We start from the raw sequence: 13641 nt of genomic DNA, 5'->3' as shown, positions 1-13641 counted from the left end.
GTCAGACCATCGGCGCCGGATGTTGTCGGCGCCAGAACGGCGTACCCGGATGGGTGCGCCGTTGTTCCAGCCACTGCGGCAACGCGCTGAGCGGCATCGGATGTGCGAACAGATATCCCTGCAACACCGGCACGCCGAGGCGGCATAAATACGCGGCCTGTTCTTCGGTTTCCACGCCTTCCGCCACCAGTTCAATTTTCAGCCTTCTCGCCATCGCGATAATAATGTCCGTTACGGTCGAATTAACCGCGTCGGTGCCGATAGCGGCGGTGAAGCGTTTGTCCATTTTCAGCACGTCCGGGCTGAGTGTTTCGAGATAAGAGAGCGAGCTCTGGCCCGTGCCAAAATCATCAATCGCCAGCCTGACGCCGAGTTTGCGCAAATCATGCGCCACGCGGTAATCCACCTCCGGCAGCGCATCGCGCTCCGTGAGCTCCAGAAAGAGCGTCTGTACGGGGCAGTGCGGATACCAGTAGCGCTTCAGATCGTCAATAATCACGCCGTCGTGAAAGTGGCTCGCCGCGATATTCACCCCGATATGAAAATCCGCAGATGCCGGAAAATAGTGGCGCTGCGCCGCGGTTTTCGTCAGCACATAGCGCGTCAGCGCGTTAATCATCCTGAGCTGTTCGGCAAGCGGTATAAACACGTCCGGTGCAATCGGCCCGAGGCGTGGATTATTCCAGCGCAGCAGCAACTCCACGCCCGTGCATTCGCCGGTTTTACCGCTCACCAGCGGCTGGCAATATACTTCAAACTCATTGTTGGCGATGCCGAGATTAATTTCCCACGAGAAGCTCATACGTCTGGCGGTCGCAAGCCAGGCGATATAGCCAATCAGCAGGCTCAGTAGCACCGCGAGCGGTAACTGCACGGGGATATTTTTCAGCGCCAGTGCGTTTGCCGAAGGGCCAAGCAGTGTCACTGAGAACGGGTACTGACTGGACGTTTGCTGATATTGCGTCAGCCCGTCGAGGGCAGGCGGCATTGCCGTCAGACCGCGCCCGTACTCCAGATGCATGCCTGCGACATCAAACAGCACATGTTCAATGACGGGTGGGTCCGGGGCCAGCAGAAGGCTGGCGATAAATTCAATGTTAACCGACTGCAAGACGCCAGACTGGCCGTTGTCGATGGACGGTGTCCAAAGCAAAAGTATTGGGCTTCCCTTAATCAACGAGCTGTCACGAGAGAGCCGCATCAGGGGTTTTGCCGCAGGTAAATGGGGTTGCAACTGATGCACCGGCACGTTGCGTTCGCCAAAAATACTTGAGCAATAAAGCGTACCGTCGCTCACCAGCGCAATGGTCCGCACCGTCTGGAGGCTGGCGGCCATTTCGCGCAACTGGCGATGCACCTGCTGACACGGCATACCGATAAGCGGCAGCAGCGCAGTGCGTGCGGCATCCAGCGGCACCAGCAACTCTTCCAGGGTTTCCACCGCATGGGCGGCGTAGCGCGTGGTTTCGTGCTGGTACTGTTTGCGGTCGGACAGATAGCGTATTCCCAGCGTGACGATTAACGCCAGCAGGGCGAGGGCAATACAGAGAATCAGCCGCCGACGGCGGTAAGCCCGAATAATACGCTGCGCTTTTTGCATAGGCTCTATCTCTCAGACTCATCTGAGTTATTAAGACGGAATGTTAAGAGTGTAGTGGGCGTTGACGCGACGGGAGGAATAAAAGGCGAGCGGGGATAAAAAAAGCGCCGCGGATGCGGCGCTTTAGGGCATTAATCGCACTGAACCTTGATGGCCAGGCCGCCACGTGACGTTTCACGGTATTTGGCGTTCATATCTTTGCCGGTTTCATACATCGTCTCGATGACTTTATCGAGCGAGACGCGCGGCTCGCTGGTGCGGCGCATCGCCATACGCGCGGCGTTAATCGCCTTCACGGAGGCAATCGCGTTACGCTCGATGCACGGTACCTGCACCTGGCCCGCGACCGGGTCACAGGTCAGGCCGAGGTTATGTTCCATACCGATTTCGGCTGCCACGCAAACCTGTTCCGGGCTCGCGCCCAGCAGCTCTGCAAGCCCTGCCGCCGCCATGGAGCAGGCAACGCCCACTTCACCCTGGCAACCCACTTCGGCACCGGAGATAGACGCGTTCATTTTATACAGCGCGCCGATAGCGCCCGCGGCAAGGAAGTAGCGGATGTAGATATCCGGACTGACCGATTCAATAAAGTGATCATAGTAGGCCAGAACTGCCGGTACGATGCCGCATGCGCCGTTAGTCGGCGCGGTGACAACACGGCCGCCCGCCGCGTTCTCTTCGTTGACGGCGAGCGCAAACATATTCACCCAGTCGACCACGATCATCGGATCGTTGGAGAGTTTATCGCTGGAAACCAGCATACGGCGCAGCGCAGAGGCGCGACGCGGTACGCGCAGCGGGCCAGGGAGCACGCCTTCGGTATTCATACCGCGATCGATACAGGCGCGCATGGTCTGCCAGACGTCTGCAAAATAGTCTTCAATCTCTTTTTTGCTGTGCAGCGCCAGTTCGTTTTTCATTACCAGGCCGGAGAGCGACAGGCCGGTTTCTTTGCAATGCGCCAGCAGATCTTTAGCAGAGTGGAACGGATACGGCACGCTCACTTCGTTGCTGGCGGTTTTGCCGAAATGCTCTTCATCGACGATAAAGCCGCCGCCGATGGAGTAATAGGTTTTGCTGTAGATCTCTTTTTCGCCGCTGTAAGCGTGGATGGTCATGCCGTTTTCATGCAGCGGCAGGTTGTCGCTCTGAAAACGCATCCCGTTATCTTTCGGGAAATCCACTTCGTGAGCGCCCTGCGCGAGCAGCAGGCGACCGCGGGTTTCAACATCACGGATAAATGCAGGTATGGCGTCGATATCCACCGTGGCGGGCTCATTACCTGCCAGACCCATAATAATGGCGATATCGGTATGGTGGCCTTTGCCGGTCAATGAGAGCGATCCGTAGACGTCCACCGCGACGCGGGTCACGTCCTGCAATAATCCTTTTTCGACCAGGTCATCGACGAACTGCTTCCCGGCCTTCATCGGACCTACGGTATGGGAAGAGGAGGGGCCAATGCCCACCTTAAACATGTCGAATATACTAATCACGTGGTAACTCCTGACAGAGTCATCTGCTCTGCAAATGACGGTGTGAAAACAGCGCATAGTGTAAAAGGTAATTGTGCTGCGCAGTTAACTATTCACATGAATTAAACTAATGAATAAGGCGAGGCCGCCTAATAAAGTGCTGCGGATCGCACTTTTCACCCACAATAATAGTCAGGGTTTCTCGCCGATTTGTAGCGCCAGCTCACGAATAATGCCTGCGGTCATGCCCCAGACAAAATAGTGCTGATACCAGGAGAGCCAGACGCGGTGATGATTGCCGCGCCGGTGGATGTCGAGTGGGTGATAGCGTCCGAGCCGTAGCGCTTCGGCAAGCGGCATCTCAAAGACTGCCGCCACTTCATCTTCACTGGCGTGATACGGCAGATCTGGCGGGATAATGCCCACCACGGGCGTCACCTGAAAACCGGTCACGCTGTCGACCGGCGGGAGCACGCCGATAACATCCACCGCCTCGGGCGGGATAGCCACTTCTTCCTGCGCTTCACGCAGCGCCGCCGCGATTAGCGAGGCGTCCGTATCATCCACCGCACCGCCGGGGAAGGCCACCTGGCCCGCGTGTTTGCGAAGGGTGGCGGCGCGCTTCGTCAACAGCAGGCCCGGCTCCGGGCGGCGCACCACCGGCACCAGCACGGCGGCCTGGCGCTGATTCAGACTGGAACGGCTCATCTGCGGGCGCAGAAGCTGGAAACGCGATAAAAACCGGTCGAGCGTCAGCGGGCTATTCTCCATCGTCACCTCTCTAATGCGTGCAGGATACGGTTAACTTTATCAAAAGTTTCCTGATATTCCGCCGCTTCTTCGCTGTCAGCCACGATGCCGCCGCCCGCTGAGCAGTAAAGCGCGCCGTTTTCGGCCGTCAGCGTGCGGATGGTAATGCTGGTGTCCATCGCGCCGCAGAAGCTGAGATAACCGATGCTCCCGCACCAGGCGTTGCGCCGCTGCGGCTCCAGCTCTTCGATAATTTCCATCGCGCGCACTTTGGGCGCACCGGTGATAGAGCCGCCAGGGAAACTCGCGCGCAGCAGATCGGTGGCGTGAAGCGATGGCGGCAGCGTCGCGGTAATGGTGCTGACGAGATGATGCACCGCCGGAAACGGCTCAACGACAAACAGCTCCGGCACTTTCACGCTGCCGGGTGTCGCCACGCGGCCAATGTCGTTACGCAGCAGATCGACAATCATCAGGTTTTCGGCGCGATCTTTGGGTGATTGCGCGAGCCGTAAAGCCTGGCGTGCATCTTCCTCAGGATCGGACAAACGCGGCAGCGTGCCTTTAATGGGGCGCGTTTCAATAGCACCGTTATGCAGACGGATAAACCGCTCCGGCGACAGGCTTAAAATCGCCTGTTCCGGCAGGCGCAGAAAAGCGCTGAACGGCGCGCGGTTAGCGGCATTCAGCGTTAAAAATGCCTGCCATTCGCTGCCTTCATAGCGCGCGCAAAACCGCTGCGCGAGATTGACCTGATAGCAGTCGCCGCTTCGCAGATACGCCTGCACCTGGCGGAATTTCTCGCCATATTCTTCGCGCGTCATGTTTGAGCGCCACGGCGTGGTTAAGCGAAACGGTGCGGTCTCAACCGGCAGTTGTGCGTTAAGCCAGGCGAGACGCGCGCTGGCATCACCGTAGCAGAGCAGCGTCAGGCGCTCGCGATGGTGATCGGCTATCAGCGCCCAGTCATAGATGCCGACCGCCATATCCGGCGTGTTGAGATCGGCGCTGGCCTGTGAGGGCAGCCGCTCGAAGCGCCGCCCGAGATCGTAGCCAAACAGCCCGAGCGCGCCGCCCTGAAAGGGAAAATCCTCATCTGGTGCGGGTGAAAACGCAAAACGCGCCAGCGCCGCATGCAGCAGACGCAGCGGATCGTCGTCGCTCTGCTGGCAACCCTCTGCGTCTTGCGTCATAGTGAGCGCCCCCCGCGTGGTCAGCGTGACGCGCGGGTCGGCCACCAGAATGTCGAAACGGTTGTGGGCGTGCTCGGCAAAACCCGAGTGCAGCAGCATCGCCCACGGCTGATGTTGTAGCGCAGAAAAGGTCTGTTGCAGCGCATCGGCGCGCCAGGGCAGGGAGATCAGTTCAGGAGTCAGGTTCGTATTCATCAGGACGACAATTAACAACGGCGCAGGGCGTCTGGCGCCCGCACGCACGGCGTGGAATAATTGAACGCATCAATGTAACAGGAGTCAGCGATGTTTGCAGGTTTACCTTCTCTCACCCATGAACAGCAGCAGCAAGCGGTTGAACGTATTCAGGAGCTGATGTCGCAGGGCATGAGCAGCGGCGAAGCCATCGCACAGGTGGCGCAGGAGATCCGCGCCACCCATCAGGGCGATCGCATCGTCGCGCGTTTTGAAGACGACGAAGAGGAATAAACGCACTTTTCCTGAAATAAAAAAGCGACAATTTTTTTGTCCCTGCTGACGTGTTATCGTGCGCAGCACGCATAATAACGTCAGATACCATCATACTTTGCGTCCCTGTCCGGCAGGGACGCTGAGCTTAGGGACAGAGCTTCATGGCCTTTACACCTCACACCCCGCCCGCTTCACGGCTGAAACTCATCGCGACCGGCAAGGCGCTGCCGGAACACCTTATTACGTCCGCCGAACTTGATAGCCGCCTCGGCAAGCCCGAGGGGTATGTGGAGCGCCGTTCAGGCATTCTGCACCGCTACCATGCCGCAAATGATGACAGCCAGGCTGCGCTCGCCGCCGCCGCGCTGCATGACGCCTGCCAGCGTCACGCGATTAACTCCGACTCTATCGATCTGCTGATCTCCGCCTCGGCCATTGCCGTTCAGGCGCTGCCCTGTTCAGCGGTGCACGTGATGAAAGCCGCAGGCTTACCGGCAGGCATGGCGGGGTTTGACATCAACAGCAGTTGCGTGAGTTTTATCAGCGCCATGCAGGTGGCGTCGGCGCTGTTAACGAACGGCGCTTATCGCCGTATCGCCATTGTGTCGGCGGATATCGCCTCGCGCGGGATCGACTGGCAGCATGAGGAGTCGTCGCTTATTTTCGGCGACGGGGCCGCCTGCGCCATTGTCGAGGCGGGTGATGGTCGCTCTGGCATTCTGGCGATGAAAGCGGAAACTTACCCGCAGGGCAGTGAGCTGTGCGAGATCCGCGCCGGCGGCACGCGTAAAAACCCCCGCGCCGGGATGGCAGAGAGCGACTTTCTGTTCCATATGCAGGGCAAAGCGCTGTTCCGCCAGGCTTCGCTGCTGATCGATGGCTTCTGGCAGCGTCTGCTTGACGCCGCCGGGCTAACGCTTGATGACATCGCCACCGTGGTGCCGCACCAGGCGAGCCATTTGTCGCTTGAGCATATGCGCAAACGCCTGAAAGTGAAGCCGGAAGTGCTGGTGGATATCTATCGCCAGCACGGTAATCAGGTGGCAGCGTCGATTCCCACCGCGCTCCACGAGGCGTTTACCACCGGGCGCGTAAAAACGGGCGAGCCGATAATGCTGGTCGGCACGGCCGCGGGATTAACGCTCGCCGGTATGGTGGTGCTGCCATGAAGTACCTGGTGACGGGGGCCACCAGCGGGCTTGGTCGCAACGCGGTCGAGGCGCTGCTCGCGCAGGGCTGTGACGTGCGCGCGACCGGGCGTGACGAAAACGTGGGCGCTGAGCTTACCGCGCTCGGCGCGCAATTCGTGCCGCTGGAGCTTGCGCAGGCCGACGACGCCCGCTGCGATGCATTGATGCAGGGCTGTGATGTGGTCTGGCACTGCGCGGCCAAATCGTCGCCGTGGGGCAGCGCGCAGGCGTTTCACGCGGTGAATGTCGCCGCCACCGAACGGCTTGCCCACGCTGCCGCGCGGGCAGGCGTCACGCGTTTTATTCATATCTCCACGCCCGCTATCTATTTCGATTTCCGCCATCATCACAATGTGGATGAAGCGTACCGGGCCGCCCGTTTCGCCTGCCATTACGCCAGCAGTAAATATGCGGCGGAGCAGGTGATTCAGGCGGCGAGGCGTTTTACGCACGTCACGTTTATTATTCTGCGCCCGCGCGGGCTGTTCGGCGCGCACGATCGCGTGATTATCCCGCGCCTGCTGCGCCAGCTTGAGGCCGACCGCGGCGTGCTGCGTCTGCCGCGCGGCGGCGAGGCGCTGCTCGATTTAACCTGGGTTGGCAATGTGGTGCATGCCATGCATCTTGCCACCGACACGCCGGGGCTCATCTCCGGTGAAGCATTCAATATTACCAATCATGAACCGCAGCGGCTGGTGGAGATGCTGGGCAGCCTGCTCGGCGATGAGCTGCGGCTCCGGTATCGGGTGGCGTCGGTGCCCTGGCCGCTGCTCTCGCTCGTGGCGCAGGGCATGGAAATCCACGGGCATCTCACCGGCACGGAACCGCGCCTGACGCGCTACAGCGCGGGCACCGTCAGTTTCGATATGACGTTAAGCCAGCAGAAGGCGATAACCCGACTCGGCTATCGCCCGCCGGTGTCGCTTGCGCAAGGCGTGCGGCTTACCGGCGCCTGGCTGCGCGAAAGGAGAGGCTGAATGGCCACGATTACGACGTTTGAAACCGGCTACTGCACCCATTTAGGCTGCATCGCGCTGAAGGGCGCGGCATGGAAAACCTGTAAATTTCCGGCCCGCGCGAGCCTTATCGAAGCAGCCGGCAAACGCTGGCTATGGGATACCGGCTACGCCTCGTGGTTTGACGATTACACCCGACGCGGGATCTATCAACTTTATCGCCGCGTGACGCCGGTTTACTTTTCCCCGGAACAGTCGCTGGTGCGCCAGCTTGCGGCGAATGGTTATGGCCCCGATGACATCGACGCGCTGATCCTCTCGCACTTTCACGCCGACCATATCGCCGGGCTGCGTGACTTCGCGGATAACCGCTTTATCTGCTCCGGCGAAGGCTGGGCGCAGACCCGCACGCTGCGTGGGTTTGCCGCGCTGCGTCAGGCGTTCGTGCCAGGGCTCATCCCGGAAAAGTTTGAAAGCGCGGTCAGCTTTATCGAGAGCTTTGTACGCGTAGCGCTGCCCGCCACACTCGCGCCGTTTGATACCGGCTTCCTGCTGCCAGGCAGCAACGGCGAGGTGTTGCTGGTGCCGCTGCCGGGCCACGCCGCCGGGCATATCGGCGCGTTTGTGCTGACGGATAACGGCTGGGTGCTGCTCGCCGCCGACGCCGCCTGGTCGCCGGTCAGCTACCGTGAACAGCGCGGCCCGTCGCGGCTCGCGAATCTGGTGATTGCCGATCCGGCGGCCGCCACGCGCACGCTCGGTTTACTGCATCGGCTCTGGCGCGATGGCGGCGCGGAGATCCGTCTCGCGCACGAGGGCGATTTGTGAATAAGCTCGCCATGCTCTGGCACTATTTCCGTGTGAAGCGTCTGCGTTTTCAAAATCGCGCGGCGCTTGAGCGCTACCAGCAAAAACAGCTTGGGCGGTTTGCCGCGCGCGTGCTGGCGAAAAGCCCGTGGTTCAGGCGCTACCGTACGCTGCCGTTTGGCGAATGGCCGATAATGGACAAAGCGCTGATGATGGCGCATTTCGATGAGATGAACACAGGTGGTCTGACAGCGGCGGACGTGATGGCGTGCGCGCTTAAGAGTGAAAACGACCGCAATTTTACGCCGACGGTCGGGCGCTACAGCGTGGGGCTGTCGAGTGGCACATCCGGGCGGCGCGGGATTTTCGCGGTCAGCCCGGAAGAACAGGCGCTGTGGGCAGGCGCGATGCTCGCAAAAATGCTGCCAGACGGCCTCTTTGCAGGCGAGCGGGTGGCACTCTTTTTGCGCACCGACAATAACCTCTACCAGAGCGTGAACAGCCGCTGGCTGAGCCTCGGTTTTTACGATCTCTTTGAGCCCTTCGACGCGCTGCTTACACGGGTTGAAGCCGAATCGCCATCGATTATCGTCGCACCTGCGCAGGTACTGCGCGCGCTCGCGCTGGCAGTCCAGGCAGGCGCTCTGAAGATTGCGCCAAAGAAAGTCATTTCCGTGGCGGAAGTGCTCGACGCGCAGGACAGCGCGCTGCTGAAAAGTATTTTTCCTGACGTCGGCGAAGTGTATCAGGCGACCGAAGGCTTTCTCGCCGCCACCTGTTCGCATGGCGTGCTGCACCTGAACGAAGCGTTTATCCATGTTGAAAAGGAGTGGCTGGATGCGCGTCGTTTTGTTCCGGTCATCACCGATTTTACCCGTACCACGCAGCCCATCGTGCGTTACCGGCTGGACGATGTGCTGGCGGTGCGCGATACGCCGTGCGCCTGCGGCGATCCGTCGCTGGCGCTGGCGCATATTGAAGGGCGACAGGACGATCAACTCCTGTTGCCGGACGGGCAGGGCGGCGAGCGGGTCATCTTTGGCGATCTCTGCAACCGCGCGCTGGCGCGCGTTCTGCCCTTCACGGCGGATTACCGGCTAATTCAGCACGGCGCGGAGCGCCTGACGCTTATCGTCGAGGCCGACGACGCACAGCGCGCGCAGGCGCAGGCCGCGCTAATGGCGCTTTTTGGACAACAGGGCGTGGCGTGCGATGTTCTTCGCTGGACGCTTTTAGCGCAGATCCCGCAAGCGGCCGCCGGGGCCAAGCGGCGGCGTATCGTGCGTGTAAGGGAGCGCGCATGAACGAAACGGCTTATCGCCTGAAATCTCTGCTGCTGGGGTGGGGAAGCGTCGGCATAGTCTATTCCACGACCGATCTGCTTCAGCGCGCCGGGCACAAACTACCGCCCTTGTGGTTCGACACGCTGCTGGATTTCACGCCCTCGGCCATCTGGCTCTATATGTCGTTTTTCCTGCTCGTTCCCGCGGGCTACTGGTTAACCCCGAGGGCAGAAGTGAAATGGCTGATGCGCGCCACGCAACTGGCGGCGCTGTTTGCCGGGGCAGTCTATCTGGCGTGGCCGACGACGATGGCCTATCCCGTCGTCACCGGCGAGGGCATCAGCGCTGACGCGCTGCGTATTCTGCTGGCGGTGGATTCGCCGCAGAACTGTTTCCCGTCACTGCATATGGCGCTGACCCTGCTGATGGTCTGGGGCATCAGCAAACGCGGGCAGTGGGGCTATACCCTTGCCGCGGTGCTCTGGGGCGCGGCGATTAGCGTGTCGATTTTGCAGCTGCGACGCCATCTGTTTGTCGATTTGGTCGGCGGCGTCGCGCTTACGCTGCTGGCAGGCATGCTGGCGCGAAAAATGTTGTCTTACTGGATGATACAAAAGGAATTGAATCATGAATGAATTAACGTTACCCATCGTAGTGATGCTGGGGCTGGTCTTTGGCGAGGCGTTTTTGTTGAAATGGCGCGCACGTGCGCCGGTGAACTGGCGTGACATAGTGTTTAATGTCAACTCCGGGCAGATGATGCTGTGGCTGTTCCGGGGGCTGGAGGTGCTGTGCTACAGCGTCATTTCCCGCAACGTAAACCTTGAGCTTTTTCAGGGAGCACCTGCGGTTGTGGTGTGGGGCTTTGCCTTTATCGCCTGGGATTTTGGGTTTTACTGGCTGCACCGGTTGCATCATGAATGGCCCTTACTCTGGGCCGTTCACAGCGTACACCATCACGGTGAACACTATAATCTCTCGCTCGGCGTGCGCAATTCCTGGTACTCATCGCTGACCTCAATCCCCTTTTTTATGCTGCTGGCCGTGGCGGGTGTGCCGCTGTCAGTGTTTCTTGCGGTCTCTGTGATTCACTACAGTATCCAGTTTTTTAACCACAACGCGTTCACCGGGCGACTCGGCTTTCTGGAGCGGTTGCTGGTCACGCCGTCGCATCATCGGGTTCACCACCTGTGCGAGCGCCGTTTTGCTGACACCAACTACGGCGGTACGTTGATCCTCTGGGATAAACTTTTCGGATCGTTTTGTCATACGCCACCGGCGCGGGATGAACATCAGTATGGTGTAAAAGGCTATCGCGCCTCTGCCAATCCGCTGCGGGAAAGTAACGCGCCTTTTGCCCGCCTGCTTGGCTTTCGCCCTGCGCCGCACACGAAAGGCAGCGTCTGTCCTGCGCCATACATTATCGTTAGCGGTACGCTGCTGCTGTTTATTCCGGTTATCGGTTATATCCAGCGTTATGGCTATGGTTATGACGATATCGGCCGGGAACAAATGACGCTGTTTTTGCTGCTGGTGGCCGCGTCAGTGATGATGGGACTGATGAATGACGGGCATCGTGCAAGCCGCATCGGCTGGGCCGTCGTGACCGGCTTGATGCCGCTGTGTTGTCTGCATCTTTTGGGCTGGCAGGGGCTTATCTGGCAGCTAAGCCTGCCTGCACTGGCGCTGCACGGTCTGATAGTTCTGACCATGCCTGTGATGCAAAAGAGGGCGCTACGCCATGACTAAAGCGCTTATCCCGTTACGCTTCAGCCCGGCAGCCGAAGGGGCGTTTCATCGTGCGCTCCAGCAAGAGGCATATGCTTATCTTCACGATCGCAACGACCACCGTTTTGCTGACCGTCCGGCGCGCATCAAAGCGCTTCTGATCCTGCTGGCAAGCATTGCATGCTATGCGCTGGCTCTGCAGGCCTCTGACGCGGTGTGGTTCATCGCCTGCTATGCGTCATTCGCCGTTTTGATGATGTGGTTGAATATTGATGTTAATCATGACGCCTCACACCTGACCTTTACTCGCCGACGTTTCTGGAACGCGTTCATCAGCCGCGCGGTGACGCTTTCAACCGGTATTGAGCCTGTTTACTGGCGCACGCGACACGTCAGTTATCACCATCGCTACGCGAATATTGAACACTACGATCTGGATACCGAAGAGAACGGGATTTTTCGCCAGACGCCGTTTCAGCGCTGGCGCAGGTGGATGCACTTTCAGCATCTCTACTGGCCGCTGGTGGCAGCCTTATCCCTGAGCTGGATAGGCCTTGTGTTTGACTGGGCCGACAGGCTGGGCCGCACGCCGCTGCATGCGGACCGGCTGCTGCCTGGCGTGAAAGGATGGAGCGCTTTTATCTTTAGTAAAATAGCGCATATCACGCTGATGCTGGGTGTACCGATCATCGCGGGGCATAACGTCTGGATGGTGGCGGGCATTTATCTGCTGACCCAGATGTGTACGTCGCTGCTGGTGGTCTTTTTGCTTCTCGGCACCCACTGGGCCGGAGCCACGTTTTATCAGGCTCCTCAGGACGGGGAGAAGCGAATGGCGCATGGCTGGTATCACCACAACTTCACCACCGCCTGCGACTGGCACACGCCACGGCGCTGGCTGGAGACATTTACCGGCGGGCTGAATTATCACCTGACGCACCATCTGTTCCCAGGCTGGCACCATCGCCACTATCCGGCGCTCGCGCGGATAGTGGCGCGGCTGGCACTGGAACATGGGTTGCCGTATCGCTGCATCAGCTATCGTGAACTTCGCGCCGCGCAGCGGGTATTTCTGGTTCAGATGGGCAACCCGCATGACGCGTAATTTGCCACCGCTGCGTGTGGAACGCCACGATCCCGCGCTGCATAAAGCGTTCCGCACGGCCTGTCAGCACTATCTGACGACGCAGCAGGAGCATCGCTTCGCCGATAAGGGCATGTGGGCGAAACTCGTTTTTCTCGCGCTCTGCTGCGCGGCCTGTTACCTGCTGAGCCTGACGTCATCGCATCTCACCGGTTTTGCGCTCTGGTATTTCGGTTTTATCTTTTTCGCCATGATGCTGGTGGTCAATGTGTTGCATGACGCCAGTCACAATGCATACTGCCGTTCCGGTGCGGCGAACGCCTGGCTTGGCCGTCTGGTGAGCGTTCCTCTGGGGCTTGATGCTGACAACTGGCAGGTACGGCATGTGCAGTTTCATCACCCCTATACCAATATTCAGGGGTACGACCCCGATATCGATGAAAACGGCGTCCTGTGCCAGACGCCGTTCCAGCGGCACAAGCCTTTTATGCGCGCACAGCATCTTTACTGGCCGCTGGTGGCCGCGCTGACCTTTCCCTGGTATGCGTGGTGGATGGACTGGCGCGACCGGTTGGGCGAAACGCCTTTTACGCGCCATTTACCTCACCCGGGCGCAGGTGGCGTACTCCTGTTTTTACTGCTGAAAGCCGCGCATTTTTGGCTGGCGCTGGGGCTTCCGATGCTGCTTTCGGACGAAGCCATCACGTTTCCAGCTGTCCTTGCCGTTTACCTCATCAGCCAGATGCTGGTTTCGGCGCTGTTTGTGTCGCTGCTTATCGGAACGCACTGGGCGAAGGGCCATTTCTATCCTGCGCCGGCCGATAACGTGATGCCGCAGAGCGTCTATCACCATGCGTTTGCGACAACGTTTGACTGGCACATGCAGCCACGCCTGATGGGATACTGGCTCGGCGGTTTAAATCTCCACCTGACGCATCATCTCTTTCCTGACTGGAGCCACCGCCACTTTCCGGCGCTGAGCGCTATCATCGCCGAGGTCGCGAAAACACACGGGTTGTCATACCAGATACTCACGGTGAAAGATCTGCTGCGGCTGCAACGGCGGCATTTACTCAGAATGGGAAGAAAACCCGAAGAAACCGCCACCGGCGAACGGTGACGGCG

The 13641-nt window shown here is 59.5% G+C and carries 13 protein-coding genes; 9 read left to right on the top strand and 4 right to left on the bottom strand.

From position 1 onward, the window contains the following. Position 1: 1 nt before the first annotated feature. From G9X48_RS07005 to pabB, 4 genes are all read right to left on the bottom strand, one after another. Positions 2-1600 carry an EAL domain-containing protein gene (locus tag G9X48_RS07005; RefSeq protein ID WP_097641325.1) on the bottom strand — a complete coding sequence of 533 codons (1599 nt, stop codon included), beginning with the start codon at positions 1598-1600 and terminating at the stop codon, positions 2-4. A 131-nt stretch (positions 1601-1731) separates the two neighbouring features. Further along, on the bottom strand, positions 1732-3096 hold the full coding sequence (sdaA, locus tag G9X48_RS07000; protein WP_004387270.1) for an L-serine ammonia-lyase: 1365 nt from the start codon (positions 3094-3096) through the stop codon (positions 1732-1734). A gap of 171 nt (positions 3097-3267) precedes the next feature. After that, positions 3268-3846: a CoA pyrophosphatase gene (locus tag G9X48_RS06995; RefSeq protein WP_004387271.1), complete on the bottom strand. Its 579-nt coding sequence runs from the start codon at positions 3844-3846 to the stop codon at positions 3268-3270. A 2-nt stretch (positions 3847-3848) separates the two neighbouring features. Next, positions 3849-5213, bottom strand: a complete 1365-nt coding sequence (pabB, locus tag G9X48_RS06990) for an aminodeoxychorismate synthase component 1 (RefSeq protein WP_097566143.1) — start codon at positions 5211-5213, stop codon at positions 3849-3851. 90 nt (positions 5214-5303) lie between these two features. Between pabB and G9X48_RS06985 the strand changes: the two genes are divergently transcribed. The 9 genes from G9X48_RS06985 (at position 5304) to G9X48_RS06945 (ending at position 13636) form a co-directional block, all read left to right on the top strand. Further along, positions 5304-5486, top strand: a complete 183-nt coding sequence (locus tag G9X48_RS06985; protein WP_012124497.1) for a YoaH family protein — start codon at positions 5304-5306, stop codon at positions 5484-5486. 143 nt (positions 5487-5629) lie between these two features. Then, on the top strand, positions 5630-6637 hold the full coding sequence (locus G9X48_RS06980) for a 3-oxoacyl-[acyl-carrier-protein] synthase III C-terminal domain-containing protein (protein ID WP_097641326.1): 1008 nt from the start codon (positions 5630-5632) through the stop codon (positions 6635-6637). Continuing rightward, positions 6634-7635 (top strand): NAD(P)-dependent oxidoreductase, encoded by a 1002-nt coding sequence (locus G9X48_RS06975; RefSeq protein WP_097641327.1) that lies wholly within the window; start codon positions 6634-6636, stop codon positions 7633-7635. Before G9X48_RS06980 ends, G9X48_RS06975 begins: the two co-directional genes overlap by 4 nt. Further along, a complete protein-coding gene (locus G9X48_RS06970) occupies positions 7636-8442 on the top strand; it encodes an MBL fold metallo-hydrolase (RefSeq protein ID WP_097641328.1) in 807 nt (268 codons plus the stop codon). It abuts the gene before it with no gap. Then, positions 8439-9725: a F390 synthetase-related protein gene (locus G9X48_RS06965; RefSeq protein WP_097641329.1), complete on the top strand. Its 1287-nt coding sequence runs from the start codon at positions 8439-8441 to the stop codon at positions 9723-9725. The genes G9X48_RS06970 and G9X48_RS06965 overlap by 4 nt, the downstream gene beginning before the upstream one ends. Next, positions 9722-10339 (top strand): phosphatase PAP2 family protein, encoded by a 618-nt coding sequence (locus tag G9X48_RS06960; protein ID WP_097641330.1) that lies wholly within the window; start codon positions 9722-9724, stop codon positions 10337-10339. Before G9X48_RS06965 ends, G9X48_RS06960 begins: the two co-directional genes overlap by 4 nt. Continuing rightward, positions 10332-11453, top strand: a complete 1122-nt coding sequence (locus G9X48_RS06955) for a sterol desaturase family protein (RefSeq protein WP_097641331.1) — start codon at positions 10332-10334, stop codon at positions 11451-11453. Before G9X48_RS06960 ends, G9X48_RS06955 begins: the two co-directional genes overlap by 8 nt. Then, positions 11446-12537, top strand: coding sequence for an acyl-CoA desaturase (locus G9X48_RS06950; protein ID WP_097641332.1), 1092 nt, complete (start codon positions 11446-11448; stop codon positions 12535-12537). The genes G9X48_RS06955 and G9X48_RS06950 overlap by 8 nt, the downstream gene beginning before the upstream one ends. Further along, on the top strand, positions 12527-13636 hold the full coding sequence (locus G9X48_RS06945; RefSeq protein ID WP_097641333.1) for an acyl-CoA desaturase: 1110 nt from the start codon (positions 12527-12529) through the stop codon (positions 13634-13636). The genes G9X48_RS06950 and G9X48_RS06945 overlap by 11 nt, the downstream gene beginning before the upstream one ends. Positions 13637-13641: the final 5 nt, after the last annotated feature.

Source organism: Cronobacter sp. HA18006 (genome assembly GCF_011605445.1).
Classification (GTDB): Bacteria; Pseudomonadota; Gammaproteobacteria; order Enterobacterales; family Enterobacteriaceae; genus Cronobacter; species Cronobacter sakazakii.
The sequence above is the reverse complement of the archived record's forward strand: the minus strand, read 5'-3'. Positions and strand labels throughout refer to the sequence as shown.